The 24,950-nt window shown below is 42.5% G+C and carries 18 protein-coding genes and 1 pseudogene; 17 read left to right on the plus strand and 2 right to left on the minus strand.

Annotated elements, in window-relative coordinates; translation table 11 throughout:
- Positions 1-14 precede the first annotated feature (14 nt).
- The 11 genes from rfbF to rfbD all read left to right on the plus strand — a co-directional run bounded on the left by rfbF (position 15) and on the right by rfbD (position 12,605).
- A complete protein-coding gene (rfbF, locus tag ACLB09_RS15475; protein WP_410770726.1) occupies positions 15-821 on the plus strand; it encodes a glucose-1-phosphate cytidylyltransferase in 807 nt (268 codons plus the stop codon).
- A complete protein-coding gene (gene rfbG, locus ACLB09_RS15480; protein WP_410770727.1) occupies positions 818-1,924 on the plus strand; it encodes a CDP-glucose 4,6-dehydratase in 1,107 nt (368 codons plus the stop codon). Before rfbF ends, rfbG begins: the two co-directional genes overlap by 4 nt.
- 66 nt (positions 1,925-1,990) lie before the next feature.
- Complete coding sequence (locus ACLB09_RS15485) at positions 1,991-2,911, plus strand: NAD-dependent epimerase/dehydratase family protein (protein ID WP_410770728.1); 921 nt, start codon at positions 1,991-1,993, stop codon at positions 2,909-2,911.
- A 35-nt stretch (positions 2,912-2,946) separates the two neighbouring features.
- On the plus strand, positions 2,947-4,248 hold the full coding sequence (locus tag ACLB09_RS15490) for an NAD(P)/FAD-dependent oxidoreductase (protein ID WP_410770729.1): 1,302 nt from the start codon (positions 2,947-2,949) through the stop codon (positions 4,246-4,248).
- Between the two features lie 19 nt (positions 4,249-4,267).
- Positions 4,268-6,064, plus strand: a complete 1,797-nt coding sequence (locus tag ACLB09_RS15495; RefSeq protein WP_410770730.1) for a hypothetical protein — start codon at positions 4,268-4,270, stop codon at positions 6,062-6,064.
- 203 nt (positions 6,065-6,267) lie between these two features.
- Positions 6,268-7,698 carry an MBOAT family O-acyltransferase gene (locus ACLB09_RS15500; protein ID WP_410770731.1) on the plus strand — a complete coding sequence of 477 codons (1,431 nt, stop codon included), beginning with the start codon at positions 6,268-6,270 and terminating at the stop codon, positions 7,696-7,698.
- A 13-nt stretch (positions 7,699-7,711) separates the two neighbouring features.
- Entirely contained in the window at positions 7,712-9,247 is a 1,536-nt protein-coding gene (locus tag ACLB09_RS15505) for an alginate O-acetyltransferase AlgX-related protein (protein ID WP_410770732.1), read from the plus strand.
- Positions 9,248-9,376: 129 nt separating this feature from the next.
- On the plus strand, positions 9,377-10,120 hold the full coding sequence (locus ACLB09_RS15510; protein WP_410770733.1) for a sugar phosphate nucleotidyltransferase: 744 nt from the start codon (positions 9,377-9,379) through the stop codon (positions 10,118-10,120).
- An 18-nt stretch (positions 10,121-10,138) separates the two neighbouring features.
- The gene (gene rfbC, locus ACLB09_RS15515) at positions 10,139-10,687 is read left to right on the plus strand and encodes a dTDP-4-dehydrorhamnose 3,5-epimerase (protein ID WP_410770734.1); all 549 of its coding nucleotides are present in this window, start codon (positions 10,139-10,141) and stop codon (positions 10,685-10,687) included.
- 14 nt (positions 10,688-10,701) lie between these two features.
- On the plus strand, positions 10,702-11,724 hold the full coding sequence (rfbB, locus tag ACLB09_RS15520) for a dTDP-glucose 4,6-dehydratase (RefSeq protein ID WP_410770735.1): 1,023 nt from the start codon (positions 10,702-10,704) through the stop codon (positions 11,722-11,724).
- A complete protein-coding gene (rfbD, locus tag ACLB09_RS15525; protein ID WP_410770736.1) occupies positions 11,721-12,605 on the plus strand; it encodes a dTDP-4-dehydrorhamnose reductase in 885 nt (294 codons plus the stop codon). Before rfbB ends, rfbD begins: the two co-directional genes overlap by 4 nt.
- A 58-nt stretch (positions 12,606-12,663) precedes the next feature.
- On the opposite strand, the gene ACLB09_RS15530 is transcribed toward rfbD, so the two are convergent.
- Positions 12,664-14,607 (minus strand): hypothetical protein, encoded by a 1,944-nt coding sequence (locus tag ACLB09_RS15530; RefSeq protein ID WP_410770737.1) that lies wholly within the window; start codon positions 14,605-14,607, stop codon positions 12,664-12,666.
- Between the two features lie 238 nt (positions 14,608-14,845).
- Here ACLB09_RS15530 and ACLB09_RS15535 point away from each other — a divergent pair, with 238 nt between their 5' ends.
- Positions 14,846-15,787 (plus strand): glycosyltransferase family 2 protein, encoded by a 942-nt coding sequence (locus ACLB09_RS15535; protein ID WP_410770738.1) that lies wholly within the window; start codon positions 14,846-14,848, stop codon positions 15,785-15,787.
- A 186-nt stretch (positions 15,788-15,973) separates the two neighbouring features.
- On the opposite strand, the gene ACLB09_RS15540 is transcribed toward ACLB09_RS15535, so the two are convergent.
- Positions 15,974-17,098: an acyltransferase gene (locus ACLB09_RS15540; RefSeq protein WP_410770739.1), complete on the minus strand. Its 1,125-nt coding sequence runs from the start codon at positions 17,096-17,098 to the stop codon at positions 15,974-15,976.
- A gap of 144 nt (positions 17,099-17,242) precedes the next feature.
- Here ACLB09_RS15540 and ACLB09_RS15545 point away from each other — a divergent pair, with 144 nt between their 5' ends.
- The 5 genes and pseudogenes from ACLB09_RS15545 (at position 17,243) to pcrA (ending at position 24,746) form a co-directional block, all read left to right on the plus strand.
- Positions 17,243-18,169, plus strand: coding sequence for a glycosyltransferase family 2 protein (locus ACLB09_RS15545; protein ID WP_410770740.1), 927 nt, complete (start codon positions 17,243-17,245; stop codon positions 18,167-18,169).
- Positions 18,170-18,335: 166 nt separating this feature from the next.
- Complete coding sequence (locus ACLB09_RS15550) at positions 18,336-19,733, plus strand: sugar transferase (protein WP_410770788.1); 1,398 nt, start codon at positions 18,336-18,338, stop codon at positions 19,731-19,733.
- Between the two features lie 43 nt (positions 19,734-19,776).
- Positions 19,777-20,655 (plus strand): phosphatidylinositol-specific phospholipase C/glycerophosphodiester phosphodiesterase family protein, encoded by an 879-nt coding sequence (locus ACLB09_RS15555; RefSeq protein WP_410770741.1) that lies wholly within the window; start codon positions 19,777-19,779, stop codon positions 20,653-20,655.
- Between the two features lie 261 nt (positions 20,656-20,916).
- Positions 20,917-21,600, plus strand: a pseudogene (pcrB, locus tag ACLB09_RS15560) (heptaprenylglyceryl phosphate synthase); the annotation flags it as partial.
- A gap of 761 nt (positions 21,601-22,361) precedes the next feature.
- Positions 22,362-24,746 (plus strand): DNA helicase PcrA, encoded by a 2,385-nt coding sequence (gene pcrA / locus ACLB09_RS15565; protein WP_410770742.1) that lies wholly within the window; start codon positions 22,362-22,364, stop codon positions 24,744-24,746.
- Positions 24,747-24,950: the final 204 nt, after the last annotated feature.

A 24,950-nucleotide genomic window follows, 5' to 3' on the forward strand; every position in this document is an offset into this window, starting at 1 on the left:
GGGATTATTCGATTATGAAAAACATTCCAGTTGTGTTGTTATGCGGAGGCAAAGGAACCAGAATTCGTGAAATGACAGAAATAATGCCTAAGCCTATGGTGGAAATAGGAGAGCGACCGATTTTATGGCATATTATGAAGATCTACTCTTCTTATGGATATAATAATTTCAATATCTGCTTGGGATATAAAGGGCACAAAATTAAAGAGTACTTTTTAAACTATGAATACATGCAAAGCGATATTACGCTCGACTTGGGCAGAAAAGGGAATGTGTTCATTCATAATACTCATCAAGAGAATGAATGGAAGGTAACGCTAGCGAATACGGGCGAAGACAATATGACAGGTTCCCGTATAAAACAAATGGAAAAGTATATTAATAATGATATATTTATGCTCACTTATGGAGACGGAGTTTGTGACGTGGATATTAATCGTTTAGTCGACTTTCATCTATCTCATGGCAAGATCGGAACGGTATTGGGTGTTCGTCCCCCTGCAAGATTTGGCGAACTATTATGTGAGGGTGAGCAGGTCATGAGTTTTAGTGAGAAACCTCAAACTTCTGATGGCCGAATCAATGGCGGCTTTTTCGTTTTTAATAAAGAGATTTTCAATTATGTTTCAGAAAATGAAGACTGCATTTTTGAGAAGGAACCACTTGAATCTCTGGCCGCAGACGGAGAGCTTATGATGTATAAACATGATGGCTTCTGGCAGTGCATGGATACCGTTAGAGATATGGACTACTTAAATAAATTATGGCAAGAGAATACCGCCCCATGGGCTGCTTTAAGGAATACGGTGGATATGCTATGATGAACCATTCATTAGGAAACTTTTACAAAGGAAAAAGAGTACTAGTAACTGGACATACCGGATTTAAAGGTTCTTGGCTCACGATTTGGTTAAAAGAACTAGGTGCAGAAGTTATTGGATACTCATTGGATCCAAAAACTGATAATGACAACTTTGTTCTATCGGGTCTTGAGGATCGAATTACAGATATTCGAGGAGATATAAAGAACTACACGCAACTGGCTGATGTTTTTGAAAAGTATCAACCGGAGATAGTTTTCCATTTGGCTGCTCAGCCATTGGTCCGGCTTTCTTACGAATTTCCTCGGGAAACTTTCGAAGACAACGTAATGGGAACAATTAATGTCCTTGAATGCGTAAGGAATACACAAAGTGTTAAGGTATGCGTGAATATTACGAGTGATAAATGTTACGACAATAAAGAATGGATCTGGGGATATAAAGAAACTGATCCTATGGGAGGCTATGATCCTTATAGTGCTTCAAAGGGCTGTTCTGAACTTGTAATTAGTTCCTATATTAACTCTTTCTTCAACCCTTCTGCATACAGTATTCACCAGAAAGTAGTTGCCTCAGTACGGGCCGGTAATGTTATTGGTGGTGGTGATTGGTCCGAAAATCGGATTATCCCCGATTGCATTAGGGCACTTGAATCGGGTCGTCCTATTGAAATAAGAAATCCCCACTCTGTTCGTCCATGGCAACATGTCTTGGAACCGTTAAGTGGTTATTTATGGCTTGCCTCCCAGATGCAATGTGATCCTGAGAAATATGCAGGAGCTTGGAATTTTGGGCCTAATGACGAATCAATAATAACTGTTGCAGATGTGGTTGGGAAAGTTATCGATCATTACGGCAAAGGCAGTTGGAGTGATCAATCCCTTCCTGGACAACTGCATGAAGCAAAATTATTGAATTTGGATTGCAGTAAAGCTAAATTTCTACTTAAATGGAAGCCGACATTAGATATGGAACAGTGTATAGAACTAGTGGTGGATTGGTACAAGAAGTACAAAGATACAGAGGTATACGAGCTCTGCGTCAATGAGATTAACCAATTTATTTCCTATGCCAGAAAAGGTAATAATTCTTGGGCTAACTAAGGCTTATTCAAAGACTTAAACAATCCAGGTTGTTTAGGTCTTTAGTTCTGAAAGGAGATATTTTTGATGGAAGAGACTGCGAAGAGAATCCTAATTACAGGCTCAAATGGGTTCGTCGGTAAGCATTTAGTTAGTGCGTTAGCGAATAAAGGGTATACTAATATTTTTGGACTGCATAGAACACCTTCAACAGAAGCTAATGTTTTTATAGCGGATTTGAGTAATAAACGAGAAGTAACAGAAGTTGTAGAGAGAGTAAATCCTCAAATAGTATTTCACCTAGCTGCCAATATTAAGCCAAGTAGGGAAATTGATGATCTTGATGAAATGATTCAAAGTAACATAGGTGGAACAATGAACCTACTAACAGCCTTAAAGAAGTCTAACGCATCCGTAGATTCTTTTGTTAACGTTGGCTCTTGTGAGGAGTATGGTTGGAATGAGCAACCATTTACGGAGGATATGCTTCCTAGTCCGGTTTCTATCTATTCCGGCACGAAAGCAGCCAGTGCCGTATTGTGTAAAATGTTTTTTAATATGTTTAACATGCCCATTATTACGGTGAGACCATCTCTAATCTATGGACCTGGCCAGAGCGAACGATTTTTTATTATGCAGGCTATTAAGAAGATGTTGCTCAATGAAGAGTTTAATATGACATACGGTATGCAAACTAGAGATTTTATTTATGTTGATGATTTTGTGGAAGGGCTAATAGCTGTTTCACAACTACAGGATCATGCCGGCCAGATTTTCAATATTTCTTCAGGCGAGGAACATAGTCTGAGGAATATTGCAGAGATAATAAAAAGCGCCACTAATTCTTCATCAAAACTTAACTTTGGAGCTATTCCATATCGTGAGAGTGAGATTATGTCTTACAGATGCGAGAATTCAAAAATAGTTGAGGTTACAGGCTGGAAACCAAAAACTGGTATGGAAAAAGGTATCGGGAAAATTGTCGAGGATCTAAAAGGAATCAAGTAACTACTCTAAATAAGTTTCGGAAGGAGATCATCAAAATGAAAATCGCAATCATTGGCGGCGGGATTGCCGGGATGTCTGCCGCTTACTATTTAAATAAAAAATTTGGAACAAGTGCCGATGTAGATATTTACGAAAAGGGAAGCGATGTCGGAGGATTAGCCGGGACAATACCGATTGAAGACACCTATATAGAGAAATATTATCATCACATTTTTACCCATGATAAGTTTTACTTGGATTTAGCGGAGGAATTAGGTGTTTCGGATTCGTTGATATGGTCGGATTCAAAGGTTGGCTATTATCACGATGGGGTATCCTATCCCTTTACCACCCCATTGGATCTATTAAGATTTAAACCTCTGAGTTTTATTAATCGCCTAAAGGTCGGGGTTTCCTCTTTGTTTATTTCTCAATATAAGAATGTTCCAAAACTTGAAAGTATGACTACCGAGGAGTTTATGACGCGTTATGTAGGTAAACAAGGCTGGGAAGTAATTTGGAAGCCTATGCTAAGAATAAAATTCGGCGAAAACTACAATAAAATTCCAGCGGTATGGATTTGGGAAAGAATAGTACAGAGAATTCGTTCTAGAACGGGAGGCGGGAGTAAAGAATTGCTTGGCTATATGAAGGATGGCTTTCATACTCTCAATAAAAAATTATTGGAAAGTATTAAACATAATGGAACTAATGTGATTTTGAATGCTAATATTAAAGAAATTGTAATAGAAGATATGCAATGTAAAGGGCTTAATATTAACGGGGAAATTAAAAAGTACGATATTGTGATTTGTACAGCCGCGCTTCCTGTATTTCTTGATCTTTGCAAAAATGCTCCGGATGAATATGTCGAACCGCTTAAACAAGTTAAATATGACTGTGCACTAGTAGTGCTTATGGAGTTAAAAGAGAGCTTAAGTAAATATTATTGGCTCAATATTAGTGATAATGAAATACCCTTTGGGGGGCTAATAGAACATACTAATTTGATCCCGAAAGAGAACTATGGAGAAAAGACACTTGTTTACTTTTCAAAGTATCTAAATCCGAATCATGAATTTATGAATATGCCGGATAACCGGATTATCGAAATTTATATTGAATCACTCAAAAAGATATACCCCGATTTCAATGAAGAAACCATCATTAATTATACAATTTCAAGAGACCGATTTGCTCAGCCAATTTGGCCTATGCAGTATTCTAAAATCAAACCGGATTACAAAACACCGATAAAAGGCTTATATCTAGCCAATACATCTCAAATTTATCCAAACGATCGCGGAATGAATTTTAGTGTGAAGTTAGGAAAAGAAGTAGTGGATACTATTAAATAACTTTTGGAGTTTACCTATAATGAATAATAAGTTTCATAGTATAGTTAAAACATCTACAATTCTATATTTATCCTTACCGATTTTTTTGTTTTTAATTGGTTGGTTGAAACCTTTTTTTGCAATATTTGCTTCATTTGTTTTAATAATAGGATGTGTCCTTTTTATTAGGAATAAAGAGGAGATTCAGCATATTGAGCTAAAATGGTATAGTGTTGTTTTTGGTTTGTTACTTGTTTTCTTGTGGGTATATTTATCGGGAACAGGTGGATTCGCATATCAAAACAGTGATTATTTTAAGCACAATGCAATATTGCGTGATTTAATCCATTACGACTGGCCTGTAATATATAATTATTCAACTGACTACTCCAATTCAGCACCGCTTGTTTACTATGTGGCTTACTATTTACCGGCGGCACTTGCCGGTAAGTTGTTCGGATGGACCATAGCCAATGTAACAATGTATTTATGGACGGCACTAGGGGTAATTCTTTCATTATATTGGCTCTTTAGAATAATTGGGAAATTCAAATTTTCATTTATTCTTGTATTTATTTTATTTTCGGGGATGGATATTTTAGGGAGGATTTTAATTGATAAAAGCTTGCCGAATCTATCGGACCATCTTGAATGGTGGGCGAAAGTTTTGCAACAATACCCTTCCTTTACAACTCTTTTGTTTTGGGTACCGCAACATGCGATAAGCGGTTGGCTCTTTACTTCTTTATTAGTTTATAACTCATGGGTTTCTAAAGAGAGCAAATTTAATGTGTTTATAGTGGCCTTAAGCTCTCTTTGGTCGCCTTTTGTGATGATAGGATTGCTTCCGTTGTTGTTCTTGTCTTTTTTTTCAGTCAAATCATATAAGGCTCTTTTTTCTGTTTCAAATATATTATCAGCTTCGGTTCTTTTGTTTTTTATTGGGTTTTATTATCTGGCTGGATCGGGAGCTGTTTCCTCGAACACGGGTTGGATTTGGAATCATATTGACTTTTTGGAGGTATGGCCAAATTTAGCCTTGCTTTATGTTTTGGAATTCGGTCTACTGTTCATCTTGTTGTACAGAAAATCATTAGAGCATAAAATATGGTTGTTTGTCGCAGTGTTCTATATGTCCATAGTTCCTATTTATATTGTCGGTGGCAATAACGATTTTGGTACGCGCTCAATAATCCCATCTTTGCTAGTTGTGTTTATATTTGTTATAAGCTCATTGAAACAAGCATCCTCTAAGGTTCGAAGTAGCTTATTAGTTTTACTTCTTATTATTGGGACAGTTACCCCCATGATGGAGATTTCACGTACATTAACTAAACATAATCAATCTAGCGACGGATGGTTTACAATATTCAATACGCCGGAAGAATACCGGAATCAGTATATTGGAAAGCCAAGTTCATTTTTTTTGAATTGTTTAGCAAAAGATGATTCAAATCGAGCTGTAAATCCAGTTGAATTTACTTTAGAGATGGGGAATTGGTCTCCATATGGAATGAATGCAACTTTTGATGTTAATAACTTAGAGGTAATAGCCGAGGATAAAGTAGACGCTGGTTTATTATTAAATATGCATTTTGAGAAAGGTACCTATCTTTTGAAGGCCGTTATAAGTGGAAAGGCTGAAAATGTGCACATCTCACAACACGGTATTCATAAGATAATTGATATACCTTTTTTGAATGGTGAAACGGAAGTATTTGGGCTTGTGAACGTAAAAGATTTTAGTGAAGGGACCCTGGTGTTTGGTTTAGGGGGATGGGGTACAGGTATAGGGGAGGCTAAACTAGAAGAGTTAATTCTTTATAAATGGGATTAATAGAACTAGAGAGTTAAGTTTTTTTCGACTCTTTGAGGTAATGCCTAGATTAGTTTTATATCACTTGAGAATTTCTCCAAGTTGGGGTGAATTCCTATTGTTATGCTTAAAAATACTTGTGTATCCAAGGCTCGGATTAATGCAAAATGCTCATTAATAAACTAGTTTAAGGTGACACGATTAACTTTATTGGGGGATTTTCCTTGGTATTTAGTTCTAGTTTGTTTATGTTTTATTTCTTGCCAATAGTATTGATTGCTTATTTTTTTATAGATCCCAAATTCAAAAATCATTTGCTGTTGTTGGCGAGCCTTTTCTTTTACTCATGGGGGGAAACAAAGGCTTTAGTTTTAATAATTATTTCATTAATTCTAAATTTCTTCTTGGGACTAATAATTGATTCAAAGAGAGCGAATAAATGGTTTTGCAAAGGTACATTTATTGTTGCCATTGTACTGAATATTGGGATTTTAGTTTTTTATAAATATTTAGGGTTTATTTTTGATATCGCACTCAGTGTAATTAATATATTTCCACATCAAAACACATTGAATTTGTCCTTTTCAATACCTTTGCCGATCGGGATATCGTTTTATACATTTCATATACTTTCTTATATAATTGATGTCTATAAAAACAAAGCTCCAGTACAAAAAAATATTATAGATCACGGTTTATATATTTTCTTTTTCCCGCAATTAATTGCTGGACCGATCATCAGATATAATGATATTGTTGATCAGTTGAAAAATCGAAATAGTACTTTAGATGACGTGATCTATGGTGCAAAGAGATTCATTATAGGGTTTTCCAAAAAAGTACTAATTGCGAACAATGCGGGATTGATTGCGGATAACATTTTTAATAGTAACCTAGCAACACTTCCACAGGGTATCAGTTGGATAGGCATATTTGCGTATACCGTGCAAATATATTATGATTTTTCCGCTTATTCGGATATGGCTATCGGATTGGCAAGAATTTTTGGCTTCCGGTTCAAAGAGAACTTTAATTATCCATATTATGCGGATAGTGTCCAGGACTTTTGGCGAAGATGGCATATTTCGCTATCAAGATGGTTTAAGGATTATGTCTATATACCTCTAGGTGGAAATAGAAAGGGAATCTTTCAAACTCATTTTAATAAGATGGTAGTCTTTATTTTATGCGGTCTGTGGCATGGGGCTAGCTGGAATTTTTTGTTTTGGGGATTCTATTATGGGGTGTTTTTGACTGTTGAGGGGCTTTTTTTAGGGAAGATTCTATCGAAAACTTGGAAACCGCTCCGACATATATATACCTGGCTAGTCGTAATGGTTGGTTGGGTATTCTTTAGAACTGAAACAATGAATGAGGCTTTAATTTACCTGAAGAAAATGTTCTGGTTCAACGGTACTCCATTCTATAGTTATATTGACATTTTTAAATTCTGGGATAAAGAGACGATGGTACTTGGGATCTTGGCTTTATTATTTTGTTTTCCCATATATCACTCTATTGAAAGACGACTACAAAATAAAAACTGGAGATTTTTAAAACCGTTTGGATATTTAGGACTTTATTTAGTTTTTCTAATCTCTCTATTGTACTTGGTAAATTCTTCATATAATCCTTTTATCTATTTTAGATTTTAAAAGGGAGAGTAGCATGAAATTAAAAGTTAGCTTTATAGTGCTATGTATATTTACTTTATTGGTTCCTAGCTTAAGTAATATGTTCCCAATCAGGAATGTAGCTTTAAGCGGGGTAGAGAACGGTGCGCAAAAACCGGAATTTAGTTTGTCTGGTTTTTACGAAAATACTTACCAGAAGCAAATGGAGCAGTATTTGAATAACAATTATAAATTACGACCATACCTGGTTAAGAGCTATAATCAAATGATTTATTCATTATATAATAAGTCGGCTATAAGAGACATAGAAGTTGGAATGGGGCAGACGTTGTATGGAAGAGATTATATAAATGATTTATTTACCAATGAGGCTTCTCAATGGAACGAAATTAATGCTTCTACAGAAAAACTAAAGAAAATCCAAGAACTAATGAAACAGAAAGGAAAGTCGGTATTGTTTGTAGTTGCTCCCAATAAGGCGTCGCTATATCCTGAAAATTTACCACAGAAATATAACTTAGCACCGGCATTTAGCGAAAAAAGGCTCTATAATCAATTTATAGAATCATTTAAAGAGAACAAGGTGGATTTCATAGATAGTTCTGAGATCATGGAGAATAAGAAAGATCAATTTGAGTCCTCTTTCTTTTCAAAAGGGGGGGTTCATTGGAATGAATTAGGGGCAAGTGTTGTATTGCTTGAGATTTTCAAAAAAGCCACTAAGGAGAATCCAAATTTATTTGTTCCTGAAATTAAGAAAATTGATGTAGACCAGATTCCAGGAACCGATGAACATGATATTTCAGGATTAATGAATTTGTGGAGTCCGCTCCTGAGTGATGTTCCTCATATTAAATTTTCCGATCAGCCAACTGAATACATTAGACCGAAAATATTAATGGTGGGAGATAGTTTTGGTTGGCAATTAGTGAATATCTTGAAAAAAAATGAATTCCATGAAAAATTGGATTTTTTATATTACTACAATACTAAATTTAGTTATCCAGACGAAACATCGAGTCCTATACAACAAATTAACTGGGATGAGGAGGTATTGAATAAAGATATAGTACTAATAGTTTTTACTGAGCATCATTTAAGTAAAAGCAAAGATTTCATAGACGATTTATATAAAGTATTGACAGGCACCCAATTCAAAAAAATAGATATGCAATTTTCTGCTGAGCAGGATGTTAAATTAACACAAGTAAGCGGAGAACAAAGATATATTATTACAAACCTAAAAGAAAATCCAAGTATATATCTTTCTTCATCTGAATTAAATCTCTCACCAGGACGAAATTACACATTAAGATTCAAAGCGACGGGCAATAAGGGGAATAAATTATTTGTTGATTTTTATCAAGGTACTTTGCCTCGATTTATGATTGAAATAAAAGAGGATCAGCAAATTGAAGAATTTAATTTCACCTTCTCTAGTACGGAAACTTCTTTAAATAATTGCTTCATTAGGTTTTTCTCTGAAGAGTCTTTAAAATCTTCATATGACGATAAAAATGAAATGTCTATTTTTGATATTAGTCTACTCGAAGGGCAAACCATGCATTAGTACAAAAGGGAAATATAACTTATTGTGGGACCTGGAAAAGATACTTACTACCTAAAACTGCATATATTTTATAACCTTTTTACCATATTATTATGCAATCTCATATTTGCACAATGAAAGGATAATTGTATGAAAGCCATCATCCTAGCCGGCGGGACAGGCTCCCGCCTCTATCCTTTAACTAAAGTTACCAACAAGCATCTTCTTCCCATAGGCAAATATCCTATGATATTTCATTCGGTTTATAAGTTAAAACAAGCAGGACTCACAGATATCCTCATTGTTACTGGCAAGGAGCACATGGGCGATGTGGTAAACTTGCTAGGAAGCGGAAGCCAGATGGGAGTAACATTCACTTATAAAGTTCAAGATGAAGCAGGGGGGATTGCGCAAGCTCTCGGTTTAGCTGAACGATTTGTAGGCAATGACCAAATGGTAGTTATTTTAGGCGACAATGTATTTGCTGATGATATTTCAACCTATGTCTCTAATTTCCGGGAACAGAAAACCGGAGCAAAGATACTTATTCAACAAGTGCCGGATCCAGCCCGCTTTGGGGTTCCCGAAATCCAAGGCCAGCGTATAGTATCAATTGTCGAAAAGCCCACACAACCAAAGTCGGATTATGCAGTGACCGGCATTTATATGTTTGACCATAAGGTATTTGAAATAATTAAGACTTTAAAGCCTTCTTCCCGGGGCGAGTTGGAAATCACGGACGTAAATAATGCATATATTGAAAAAGGTGAGCTTACTTTTGATGTATTGCAAGGCTGGTGGACGGATGCCGGAACGCATTCTTCATTGGCGAGGGCCAACGATTTGGCTAGAGATATCGTTTTCAGTGAAGAGTTTGGTAAGCTGAAGCTTTGAATGGGAGGAAGCGTAAACATGAAACAAACGGCTTTGGAATTGACAGGGGCTTTATTGCTTGAACCGGTGGTACATGGCGATCACCGGGGTTTTTTCATGGAAAGTTACAATGAGGAAGTCATGCATTCACTTGGACTGAAGTATAACTTCATTCAGGATAATCACTCTTTGTCCGCTGAACCGGGAGTATTGCGCGGCTTGCATTATCAACTGAATCCGAAAGCTCAGACAAAACTGATCCGTGTTTTAACCGGAGCAATTTACGACGTCATCCTCGACCTTCGCAAAAGTTCGCCTACATTCGGCCAATGGGTAGGGGTTATCCTTAGTGAGTACAACAAACGCCAACTTCTGGTTCCAAAGGGGTTTGCACACGGATTTTGCACACTTGTACCAAACACCCAAGTTTTATATAAAGTAGATGAATACTATTCCCCTGAACACGACCGCGGCATATTATGGAATGATCCGGCGTTACATATCGATTGGCCGGTGAGTGAACCGCAGCTGTCGGACAAGGACCGTCGGCACCCGCTATTTGCGGATGCGGAAATGAACTTCGATTAGGAGGAACCCATTTCATGAAATTGCTCGTTACCGGCGGTGCCGGATTTATCGGCAGCAACTTTGTTCTATACATGCTTAGACAGCATCCTGATTATAAAATCGTAAATGTGGATGCGTTGACTTACGCAGGAAATTTGGAAAATCTGAAATCGGTCGAGAAGCATCCTAACCACACGTTTGTTAAAGCGGACATTACCGACGCCAAGGCGATGAATGAGCTGGTCGGTCAAGGCGTTGATGTCGTAGTCAATTTTGCGGCTGAATCGCATGTGGATCGGAGTATCCTGGAACCGGATGTTTTTGTGAAGACGAATGTACTTGGAACGCAGGTTTTATTAGACGCTGCGCGAAAGCATAATATTAAGAAATTTGTCCAGGTTTCTACGGATGAAGTCTACGGTACTCTCGGGGAAACGGGACTATTCAGCGAAACTACGCCGCTCGCCCCAAACAGTCCTTATTCGGCAAGCAAAGCCGGCGGGGATATGTTGGTACGTGCTTATCATGAAACTTTCGGTTTGCCGGTCAATATAACCCGCTGTTCGAATAATTACGGGCCTTACCAATTTCCGGAGAAGCTAATCCCCTTAATGATATCGAAAGCATTAGCCGATGAACCGCTTCCGGTGTACGGGGACGGACTGAATATTCGGGATTGGCTATATGTCGAGGACCACTGCAGTGCCATAGACCTTGTCATTCATCAAGGGTGCAATGGTGAAGTTTACAATATAGGCGGAAATAACGAGCGAACCAATCTTCAGATCGTGAAGACGATCTTGCAGAAGTTAAGTAAACCTGAGACACTGATCACGCATGTGAAGGATCGTCCGGGGCATGACCGCAGGTACGGAATCGACCCGACGAAGACGATGACCGAACTCGGCTGGAAACCGCAGCATTCTTTCGAGACCGGAATCGGGGAGACAATTTCCTGGTATTTGGACAATAAGGAATGGTGGAGCAGGATTCAATCCGGAGCCTATCAGGATTATTACGCCAAACAATATGGCGAGCGGTTAGGTGACAAGGGATGAAGGTACTCGTAACCGGAGCCGCCGGCCAACTGGGGTCTGACGTAGTTTTATTGTTTGAAAAAGCAGGCCACACGGTCTGGCCAAGTGATCGGGATTCCCTGGATATTACCGACCTCGATGCTTGTTTTCGGAAACTGAATGAGTGCAAGCCTGACGCAGTGATTCATTGCGCTGCATACACAGCCGTGGATCAAGCTGAACAGGAGATGGATGCTGCCTATGCCGTCAATGCCGTAGGAACCCGGAATTTGGTGCTTGCCGGTGAACGGGTGGGAGCGAAGTTTTGCTATATTAGTACGGATTACGTATTCGACGGAATGTCGGACGTTCCTTATCACGAGTACGATAATACCAATCCTCAGAGCATTTACGGAAAATCGAAGCGGGCTGGCGAAGTGCTGGTCCAGAGTCTGTCTTCTGCTTTTTATATTGTACGGACTTCCTGGGTTTACGGGATGCATGGCAATAATTTTGTTAAAACCATGCTTCGATTAGGGGAAGAAAAATCGGTACTTAACGTGGTAAATGACCAAAAAGGCTCCCCGACTTATACGGTCGATTTGGCGGGATTTATCCTGGAGTTGGTTCAGAGCGAGAAGTACGGCATCTATCATGCCTCCAATACGGAATCATGCACCTGGTATGAATTTGCCCAGGAGATTTTTTCGGAAGCGAGAAGCATTTTAGGAAAAGATTACCCCGTACAGGTTCAACCCTGTGCAACGGAGGATTTCCCCCGTCCTGCGCCTCGCCCTAAAAATTCCGTAATGGAGCACTTATCGATTCGCACCAACGGATTGAAGGATTTACGGCCTTGGAGAGAAGGCCTAAGGGCCTTTATCAAGGAACTCTCCGAAACCTCACGTAGATCGGAAAAATAGTTACGGAAGCTAAATCGCATAAATTGCTTTACCATTAAAACTAAAACAACCAGCTTTCTCATTGCGTGAGAGCTGGTTGTTTTGTTGATTGGAGTTGAATTATTGAATAGTGTTCTCCTCTTCTATATATGGATAGCACGCCTGAATGTTGTAGTAAAGAATGATTATTCGGCAGGATCATAAAATAACCCGAGTTAGGGTTCGCATTTCTTGCCTCTGACTTGAAACTATCTATGGAGGTTCTCAATATTAATTGAGGGGACCTTACAAAAAAATTAACAATCATTTGCCGAATATGATTAGGGACTTTTTCATATAAGAGTAGCTTATCTCCTGGATTTAGAGAGTCGCTTAATAACCGTAATTCCAAATAGTGTTTACTCTCAAAGTCGGCCATATAACCCATATATCTTTTCGTCAAAATGGTGGTAGAAGATAAGTTTAATACGACAAGCACCGAAACAAACAGATGAAGAAATCGAGCGGCCGAGCGCGTTTTGATTTTATTCCGGTTCGTTAAAGCGATCTCCATCCCTGCACACAACCAAATAATAAAAAGGAAAGACAACAAATGCAAAGATTTATAATATCCATAATAATATTTTTGTAAAAAGCCAATACTAAGTGAAGCGGACATAGTAAAAATAATACACAAGTTAAACCATCGCGCTCCGGTTCTTTTTTTTGCGAAATAGATAAATATAAGAACTAAGGCAACAAACAAAAAGAGGTACGATATTATTTCAATCCCCATAGAAAGAACGGAAATGATTTTGTGTTGCCCTATTAGACTCTGCAGCAACTCCCGATAACCCTTCCACTTCATTAATGAAACTTCCTCATGGGAGTGAGGCACCACCCCAAGCAACTCGTAAATAGGAACGAAAAAGTGGATGTTTCCGATACCTGCCGCAGCTTCTACGCCAGACTCTGACCCAACGGCGGGTAGAAAGGTTGGTATCATTCGCTGTATAAATAGATAAACCGGCTTGAAGAAAACGATAATAAAGCATAGTAAGAATGTTAACATTGATTTGAGAGAAATCCGATTGTAAATACTAGATACCTTTTTTAAGAAAAGACTTGCGATAAAATACATGCCCAGTATAGAAAGAATGTAGATTAAATAAGTAGGATGGGTAGCCAAAACACTACCCGATAGGATTACCAAGTAAATAGTCTTGGGAAGATCAAATTGCTGCATGTGATCCATAAAATATTTCCCTAAAATCAGGCATAATATAAGAACCGGCATGACGGCGTTCATGGATAAGAATCCAATGAATACACTACTCATATACAAGGTATTAAAGAACAATAGGAACATCATGAGCATTATTGTTTTTTGCCTAAATAACTTGAAATGCTGACTAAAAATGACTCCGCCTAAAATGGACAGGCTGATAGTCAATAGTGAGAGTGGCAAATAACTTTCCATGGAATCAGTATGGAATAGGATATTCATAAAGCCTTGAAAATAAACCAAACCCAGACGCTTTTCGTTTTTAATAAACCAGTTGTATCCGGATGCGTCGAACGTATTTGAATCTGTATTCTGCTCTACTAGGCCATATTGCTGGGCATAATCTGCCGATGTCGTGTATACCAATACGTCACTGTTTACCGTAATGGTCTGTAGTCCCTTTGCGATCAGCGGAATACTGAGTATTAATAGAAAAATAAAATGAATCGCGAAAATCTTGAAATGTGCTTTTGGAATTTTAATTAACTTGATGCGTCTTACGGCAACCAAGTTGATGACAGAACAGAGACCTACGATCAACCATAGCATTTTAGCAGACGGCCACTTTAAGAAAGATAAGGCTTGGGGAATGGCCGTTAGAAGAGAAAAGCCGACGATCGGAGCAATAAATAAAAACCATTTGCAAAACCGCTTAGGTAAAAACAATAAGCTTGCTCCAAGTCCTGCATAATAAAGCAGGAGGTAAGATCCAATATAAATGACTAGAAGAACAATAAGGTTATGAAGTAGAGAGTACATTATGTATAAACCACCCTTTTTTTCTCTAAGACACTAAAAAATTTATTATACATCAACTGTTTTAAGGGGACCATAGACTATTTAGGTAAATACCCTATGCTTTTATCAAAGAACTCTCGCTAAGCGAGTAATGATATTGGTTTAGCCAGCGCCATTTGATACAATGAGTGAAGTATCAAGAACACTATAATTACATAGTGTTCTTTTCTTTTGATATTTCAGAAAATGAGGACATGAAATGAAGCAGCCAACTGTCTCTGTACAGATCGTTACATACAATAGCGCTGGGGATATTGAGCAATGTCTTGCAGCCGTATTACGACAAAACTATCGGGTCAATAATATCGTCGTTCTGGACAATGCTTCTTCCGACGATACATTGGAACGCATACGCTCTTTTAACGGCAAAAATAATGCATCGATTACTTTGCTCGAAAACCAGGATAATACCGGATTTGCCCCAGCCCATAATCAGGCTATCCGGCATACAAGTTCGGATTACGTACTGGTATTGAATCCGGATGTTATACTCGAGGCAGACTATATTCGTCTTTTAGTTGAAATTATGGAGTCCAGGCCGGAAATCGGAAGCGCGACCGGCAGGCTTGTTCTGCAAGACAATCTTGAAATTATCGATAGCACCGGACTTGTAATGAACCGGATCTGGAGAGCGTTTGATCGTGGCGCCGGCGAACCGGTCAATCAGTGGATGAATTCAAGTGATGTCTTCGGCGTTTCTGGTGCTGCCGCAATGTACTCCAGAAGGATGATCGAGGACATATCGGTCCGGGAGGAGTTTTTTGACGAAGATTTCTTTGCCTACAAAGAGGATGTAGATGTTGCCTGGAGAGCGGGACTTCTTGGCTGGAAAGCCTATTATTGCGCTGAGGCTGTGGGTTTACACAAACGAGGTTGGAAAAAAGGGAGCCGAGGTTCACAGCCATTGTTCATTCGCAAGCACTCATTCATTAACCGTTATAAAATGATCTACAAGAATCTGTCCGGGAAACGTTGGCTACGCCATTTGCCGCAGCTTTTTGCATATGAGATTGCAGTTCACGGATACATTTTGTTGAGGGAACCGAAAGTGCTTGGTGCCTGGATTGATTTCTGGAGAGAGCTTCCCGGGCTACGGACAAAACGGAGAGAGGTTAGGGAAAAGCTACAAGAACGGAGATAGAGCCGGCTGTCATAATCCTTTCTTTATAAACGGAAACAGACCGTCCCAGGACTGGGACGGTCTGTTTCCGAATCCATTCATAGCCACTGTTTAGTGAACTGCTATTGTGCGGAGGGATCCATCGCTGTTTATTACATCGCAGTATACGCGAGCTTCAAAGCCGCTTGCCGCGGCCATAGATTATATCTATACTCTTCCCACCAACAACTCGCCGGCAGAACTCTTAATCCTGCTAATCCCAATACATAGAATAAGACTCAGAAGCGAACACAACGCAAAGGAGATCACCGTCTGTGCGAATACGCCGATCACGCCTAAGTAGCTGATCGCCAGAAAGTTTGTCAACCGCAAGGCGAAGGCATGAATGAGATAGGCGCCGAATGAGTATTTTCCGAAGGTGCTCAGCAGATTGGCCGGCCAGTTATATCTGGTAGCGATTTTTTCCGCCAAAGAAAACAACAGGCAGATCAGAAGCAGAATGGTTACCATCATGAAAGGTTTTAAGGGAGCCGTTACATCCGCACTAAAAAGATACGGGTTATCCGTGACCCCTGCGTTGATCCGGGAAACTTTGGCAAAGACAATAGACATACAAATTGCCAGTAACCCTACACTGAAAACCCATGTTTTCCTTACAAAAGTTTTCCAGTGATCATAGTACAGTCCTACCAATCCGCCCAGGATAAAGTAAAAGATCCAGAACAAAAAGTTCCGGTCCAAATAATTGAAAATGAAGCCCAATTGAGGGTTATTGCTGTAGATCTTACCTTTGGACAGAGCATAAACAAGAATCATATTGACCCCGAATGTTGCCGCCACTACCGTGAAGTTTACCTGCCATCTCCTATTCTTTGAAATAGCCAATCGGAACAGGGGAAACAAGAAATAAAAGGGAATGATCATCACCATGAACCACAAATGATAGGAAGCTTGTCCTGTAAAGGATAGCTTCACGATATTCAGCAATTGCTCCCACGTACTGGTTGCCGCAACCCCGCTTAAAAAACCGACCCATATATAGTAGAAAACCGTCCAAGCCAGATAGGGAATAATAACTTGCTTGAATCTTTTTCGCAGGAAATTCATGTAGTCGATTTTGGCATCATAATTGTAGAACAGCACGACTCCGGTGATAAACACGAATAACGGAACCGCAAATCGAATAAGTCCCAGCACAGTAGTACCTACCGTTAAAGTTAACGGGCTTAGACCGGGCTGATAAAATATTCCCGCTATTGTATGCTGCAAAACAACCGCTAAGAATGCCATTCCTCTTAATATCTCGATTTCCGCTAATTTATCTTTTCTCATTTCATTCTCCTCTACGGTTGCTGGTTCATCCTCACCATAAATAAAAATACCCGTTCAGTCAACATACAAGACAAGAGTAACCCCCTTCCCATGACATTATGCTATAATGTCGATAGATTACTATATTTGTCAGGAGCGTTGCAGGTGGATTTAAGCATAGTTATCGTAAACTACAACACGCGCCAATTGACGTTGGATTGTCTGCAATCGGTGTTTGCTTCGGAGACAAAGTATGAATTCGAGGTCCTAGTCGTGGACAATCACTCGCATGACGATTCTGTCGAGAGGATTCGAACCGAGTACCCGCAGGTGGCTCTGATCGTGAATGAAAAGAATACCGGATTTTCCCATGCGAACAACCAAGCAATGAAAACTTCTGCCGGACGTTATATTTTATTGTTAAACTCCGATACGATAATCCATAAAGACACTTTGGAGATCATGCTTTCGTTTATGGACAGCCATCCGGAAGTAGGGGCTTCGGGTTGTAAAGTGATTTTGCCAGATGGCTCATTGGATAAGGCATGCAAGCGAGGTTTTCCTACGCCATCCGCTTCATTTTATTATGCATTTGGTTTTTCTAAACGGTTTCCGAATAATCCCCGGTTCAATCAATATCAATTAAGCTACCTGGATCCGGATGAGGAATACCCAATAGACTGCCTAGTAGGAGCTTTTATGATGGTTCGTCGCGAAACGATCAATCAGGTTGGAATGCTGGACGAGGATTTCTTCATGTATGCCGAGGATACGGATTGGTGTTACAGAATCAAAGAAGCCGGTTGGGTTAACTATTATTATCCCCGCACTACAATCGTACACTACAAAGGAGGAAGTGCCCCGCGGCGTCCTCTGAAAATCATTTACGAGTTTCACAGATCGATGGTTCTATTCTACAACAAGCATTACCGCAAAAAGTATAATCCGCTGGTCAGTACGGCCATTTACGCGGGAATCGGCGTGCAATTTGCATTGGCAATGGTTAAATCCGCACTGACCTTTTCGACAAAGAAAAAGCCACCTGCTTCAACCACCCGATCGGATGCAGGCACCGGCATCGGATTACATTGATATCATAATGTATTTTAACCGTTAAACCGTATCGCTTTTAGGGAGTGTGAACATGAGCTCGTCTGTCTCTATGAAAAATAAGAATCTGACAAATACCAATCTTGTGATTGCAGAAAATATATCAACCTATAAAAAACGGACTCTGCGCTTGGAGTTTTTTTTGAACGTGGCTTTAATCGGGTTTGAATATTTGCTGTATATCGCCAGTTTTTTGGCACTGTTCTTTATTCGTGTGCTACCCGATTATAAAATCGAGAGTATATCTGATTTGCTGAAGAATTGGGAGAGTCTGCCGGTAGCCAAAGACTATCTGCTGCTTTTGGCCGTCATCTTCGCAATATATGCGATTTATACGACCCATCACGGGCTTTATAAATGGGATCGCGATATAAAGTTAATAGACGAAACATTTAAAGCGGGAAAAGCGACATTCTTCTCCTTTCTCATTGCCCTAGGCCTCATCTTTTTCCTGAAAACCGGCATTGTTTATTCCCGTTTGGTCATTTTCTCTTTTGCTATCCTGATCGTAATCAGTGCGTTTTTATCCCGGCTTTTGCGCCTTGGAGTGATGCTGCTTTTAAAACGGGCGGATATCTATAGCAAAAATGTTTTGATTATTGGCGCAGGGCGGGTAGGCGAAGAAATCCGGGACAATTTGTTCACGGGGAAGACTAACGGTTTTCGCTTCGTAGGTTTTCTGGATGATTTTAAAAAGGGCGGAGAACATGTACTGGGTCCGATTGATCAGGTGGAGAAGTTGTTGCAGCAATATGAAATCCACGAGATTTACATTACCATTCCATCTGAACGCAAAGTAATCAATGACTTGATTACGAGAATCCGCAAGTACGACGTACGCATAAAGATTATTCCGGAAATGTTCGAACTGGTTACTTCGGGTGTTGTATTCGACCAGGCTTACGAATATCCATGCATTGAAATTGTGAAGACGCCTTTACGTGGGCTTAACCTTATCTTAAAGAGAACTTCCGATCTTGTATTTTCGATTTTAGGGCTGATCCTTATCTCTCCCCTATTAGCCGCAGTGGCCATCTGCATTAAACTGGATTCTAAGGGCCCTGTAATCATTAAGCAAAGACGAATCGGGAAAAATGGCGCCCCGTTCAATATGTTTAAATTCAGATCCATGGTTGATAACGCGGAACAACTTCAGATGGAGTTGGCTACACAGAATGAAGCGGACGGGCCAGTTTTCAAAATAAAGAATGATCCGCGAATCACTAAAGTAGGACGTTTTATCCGTAAGTATTCGATCGACGAGCTGCCTCAACTAATGAATGTCGTGCTTGGGCAGATGAGTCTGGTCGGGCCGCGTCCTCCGCTTCCCAAAGAAGTTGAACTGTATACGGACTATGAGTGGCGGCGGTTGGATATACGCCCAGGCATTACCGGGCTCTGGCAAATTAACGGAAGAAGCGACCTACCGTTCGATGAGTGGGTGAAGCTTGATTTATATTATATTGAACATTGGAGTTTCGGGCTGGAAATGAAAATAATTTTCAAGACGATTCCAATCGTGCTAAAAGGGACGGGTGCATACTAAAAAGTCTGGTCTACGATCCAGTTACAGACAGGATGTTTATTCTATGAAAAAAAGATTCTTCTACTACGCAGCACTAATTCTCGGTCTTTGCATTATTCTGATCGTTACTCTCTTCCGTCCGCAGGCCCCGCGGTACGAGGGCTTCATGGCCCACCGGATGGTGGCCCACGCCATGGGCGGGATCGAGGGGCTGACGTATAGCAATAGTTACGAGGCTTTTGCCGCCAACTATGAAAAAGGCATCCGCGTTTTCGAGGCGGATTTGCTGCTCAGCAAGGATGACGAGCTTATCGCCCGGCACGAGTGGGGAGAGACCTTCACGAAAATGATGGGCCAGGAAGACGTGATGGATCCCGGTACCCATGCCGCGGTATGGACCTTCGAGGAATTTAAGAACGCCAAGATCATGGGCAAGTATGAGCCGCTCGGTTGGGATGATATCCTTGATCTGATGGTGCAGCATCCCGATATGTACCTGGTGACCGATACGAAGCAGATCGAGCCGGAGGAAATCGACCGGATTTTCACCAAAATCGTGGAGAGCGCCAAACAGAAGGATCCCGCCCTATTGGAGCGGATCATTCCGCAAATTTACTACCAATCGATGTGGGATGCGATCGAAGCGATCTATCCTTTCGAGTCGGTGATTTTCACGCTCTATCAGACCCATGATTCGGATGAAGATGTTGTAAGGTTTGCCAAGGAAAAGGGGATTGCCGCCATTACGATGTCGGAAACCCGGGCCAACGAAAAATTGGTAGCCGCGCTGAACAAGATCGGAGTTCCTTCTTATGTTCACACCATTAATGATCCTAAGACGGTTTTGAAGTTCAAACGGATGGGTGTCTACGGATTTTATACGGACTTTTTGGAAGAGGAAGACGCGGGCCGGGTAAGCTGGCTGGATTATCTTGGACTGTAAATGCATATCCAGAGAAACGTCCTGACGGGAAGCGGGGCGTTTCTTTTTGTTCCCATTCGATGCGAACATTGACAGTAAACTAACAGTCACTTAGACTAGAAGTGGCTATGAAAAATGGCCTGTTTGCACGAGGTAGTTATTGGTGGCAAAGAACGACCCATATGGCGGATCGAGAATGAGCGGGGCGGGAGACAGGCCCCGTTTTTCGTGGCTATAGCGGGTATCTTCATACGTTTGTAAAAAGGCTTGGAGGAATCGGCATTGAAGCAGAGTTTGCAATCTTGGCGGCATGTATTCAAATTGGACCCTGACCGTCAAATCGGGGATGAGGCGCTGGAAGCCGTCTGCATGTCCGGGAGTGACGCGATCATGGTCGGAGGCTCCAGCGGGCTGACGTACGACAATACGGTGGAGCTTTTGTCCCGGATCCGTCAGTTTGAGATTCCGTGCGTGCTGGAGATTTCCGATCTGGAAGCCGTCACGCCGGGATTCGATCTATATATGATTCCGATGGTGCTCAACACTACGCGAACTGATTGGCTAATCGGCCATCATGCCAGGGCTGTCGACCAATTCGGGTATATGATCCCTTGGGACATGCTCGTGCCGGAAGGGTACATTGTGCTGAATCCCGATTCCACCGTCGCTAAACTGACGGAGGCCGAGACGGGGCTGGAGCCATCGGCCGCCGCCGCTTATGCGCAGGTCGCCAATAAGCTGTTCCGGATGCCGATCGTCTATGTGGAATACAGCGGCATGTTCGGAGACATGGAGCTTGTCGCGGACGTGCGCAGATCGCTGGAGGACGCGCGCCTTTTTTATGGCGGAGGGATTGCTGACGCCGAAACGGCCCGCCGGGCCGCGGCTATCTGCGACACGATCGTCGTCGGCAACGCGGTATACGGCGACCTGCAAGGCGCCCTGGACACCGTACAGGCGGTAAAAGGGAACAACAACACCAGCGGTAACAGTAACGGTAGTTTTAGCAGCAGTAAGGGTATTAGCTATGGTAGTAGTGGCAGTAGTAACAACGATGGTAATAGCAGCAGTAACAGTAGCAGTAAAAGTAGCAGTAAAAGTAGCAGTAAAAGTAACAGCAACAGTAAGGAAACGGGGAGCGGATTGGAAGCAGAGTCGGCATTTTGACGAAATCTGATGATTCTGAAAGTCTGGAAGGCTTGTCCCAGAACGCTTAGAACGCTTAGAACGCTTAGAACGCTTAGAACGCTTAGAACACCCAGAACACCCAGAACACCCAGAACACCCAGAACACCCAGAACGCCCAGAACGCCCAGAACGCCCAGAACGCCCAAGACCCTGGGCCCTCCAACGACCAAATAACTGGATTTTCTCCAGCTAATTTCGGCAAAACGCATCAAAGAACTGAATTAGCTGGAAAACCTCCATCTATTAATGACCGAATAGGCAATATCGGCATGAAGCAAGCGAATTAGCTGTAGGTTTTACAGTTATTTTGAGAGAATTAACGGAGAACGTGAAATTAGCTGTATATTTTCCAGTTAATGCCCAACACTTCGATTTAAACGGTATTTTCACTATAGCAATCTGGAGTCTACCTTATCTAAATATTCTACAATCTATCTAAATAGCCAATGATTCACGCTTCATCATTTACTTTTCACCAATCGCTAGCTATTACTTCATTTCACCCTAAGCAAGAGCATTCGGAAAGGAGCATACCAACTATGCAACCTGTTAATATACAAGAGGCGGTGTCCCGCCTTAATCCGGAGCAGCGCAAAGCCGTCGAGACGACGGAAGGTCCGCTGCTGATCATGGCCGGCGCGGGCAGCGGCAAGACGCGCGTGCTTACGCACCGCATCGCTTACTTAATCGCCACCCGCAAAGCGCCGCCTTGGGCGATCCTGGCGATTACCTTTACCAATAAAGCCGCCCGCGAAATGCAGGACCGGGTCTCCCGGTTGGTCGGCGGCTCGGAAGGAAGGGACATATGGGTGTCCACCTTCCACTCCATGTGCGTGCGGATTCTCCGCAAAGACATCGAGCGCATCGGGTTTACGTCGAATTTTTCCATTCTGGACTCGACCGACCAGCTTTCCGTCATCCGCAACTGCATGAAAGAGCTGAACATCGACACCAAGAAGTTCGAGCCGAAGGCGGTTCAATCGATGATCAGCACGGCGAAGAACGAACTGATCACGCCGAAGCAGTACGAGCAGAAGATCGGGGACTATTTCGAAGGCCTTGTCGCCAAAGTGTATGCCATGTACCAAAAGAGACTCCGCAGCAACAATTCGCTCGATTTTGACGATCTGATCATGAAGACGATTGAGCTGTTTAATGAATCACCAGAGGTGTTGGATTTTTATCAGAAGAAATTCATGTACATTCACGTCGACGAATACCAGGATACGAACCGGGCACAATACATGCTTTGCCGCATGTTGGCGGACAAGCACCACCGGATTTGTGTCGTGGGCGATAGCGATCAGTCGATTTACCGCTGGCGCGGAGCTGACATCACCAACATCCTCAATTTCGAAAAGGATTATCCCGAAGCTAGTACGATTATGCTGGAACAAAACTACCGTTCCACTTCGACGATCCTCAATGCGGCCAACGGCGTAATCGGCCTGAATACCGGACGCAAGCCGAAAAAACTGTGGACCGACAAAGGCGACGGCGACAAAATCATGGTGTACCGCGCGGATTCGGAGCATGATGAGGGTTATTTTGTGACCTCGGAGATCGCGAAGGATATCAAGGACGGGAAAAAATACCGCGATCACGCCATCCTGTACCGGACGAACGCCCAATCGCGGGTTATCGAGGAAATTCTCATCAAATCGGATATCCCTTATCAGATCGTAGGGGGCATCAAGTTCTACGACCGTAGAGAAATTAAGGACTTGCTCGGATATTTGCGGTTGTTGTCCAATCCGGATGACGATATCAGCTTGACACGGGTTATCAATGTGCCGAAAAGAGGCATCGGCGATACGACGGTGGGCAAGCTCGCGGATGCCGCGGCTGAGCGGGGGACTTCCATTTTCCGCGTGCTGGAGACGGTAGACGATCTCGGCATCGCCGGGCGTACGCGCAATGCGCTGGTCGAATTTTATGATATGATCGCGGCGCTGCATCAAATGGTGGAATATCTGTCCGTTACCGAACTGACCGAGAAATTGCTGGAGATGACGCAGTACCGTTTGGAGCTGCAAAACGAAAACACGCTGGAGTCGCGATCCCGCTTAGAAAATATTGATGAATTCCTGTCAGTAACGATGGAATTTGAGAATAATAATGAAGATAAGTCGTTGGTGTCCTTCCTGACCGATTTGGCGTTGATCGCCGATATCGACAGCATGAACGACAACAGCGACGCGGAAAAACAGAACGACGATGCGGTCGTGCTGATGACGATGCATAGCGCCAAGGGCTTAGAGTTCCCGGTCGTCTTCATTATCGGGATGGAGGAAGGCGTGTTCCCGCATAGCCGGGCTTTCCTCGACAATGAAGAGCTGGAGGAAGAACGCCGCCTTGCTTATGTCGGCATCACGCGGGCCGAGGAGAAGCTGTTCCTCTCCTGCGCGCAGATGCGCACGCTGTTCGGCCGGACGACGGCGAACCCGCCGTCGCGGTTCTTGGAAGAGATTCCCGAGGAACTCAAGGAAGATACGGGCATCGCCCGTGACCGCTACCGCCGGGGAACCGGGATCGGCGGTGCGTACAGCGGCCGCGGCTTCGGCGCCAGCGGCGGCAGCAACTTCGGCCACCGCGGCGGCGGGGCCGAAGCTCCGGCCTCGCGGCCTGCCGCAGGCGGCCGCAGCGGCAACGGGCCGAGCGGCGGCGTTACCGTGACGGTGCCGGGCATGTCCGGCACCTCTGGCGGCGCATCCGCCGCGAGGATGACGCCGGGGGCGGGTAGCCCCGGCGACGGTTTCAGCGCCGGCGACAAAGTGTCGCACGGCAAATGGGGCATCGGCACCGTCGTGGCGATCAAAGGCTCCGGCAACGACATGGAGCTGCAGATCGCTTTTCCGGCGCCGGTCGGCGTGAAACGCCTGCTCGCAGGCTTCGCACCGATCACCAAAGTGACCGAGGGCTGAAAAATCCCCAGGCCTCGGGAAAGCCTTGAGCGGTTGCTGCAGCAGTAAGAGGCCTCAGGCCAGACCTGTGGTGAGCCTCCTCAACACTTCCGCCCCGCTGCACGGCCCTTAAAGCCTAGCTTAGCGCTTTGGGCGGCGTACACTAGGAGCCTTGGCCCTCGGCCGATTTCAGTACGAATCAAAGGCTGTAGCACCAATCCACGA

It is taken from the genome of Fontibacillus forbon, assembly GCF_046559655.1.
Taxonomy (GTDB): domain Bacteria; phylum Bacillota; class Bacilli; order Paenibacillales; family Paenibacillaceae; genus Fontibacillus.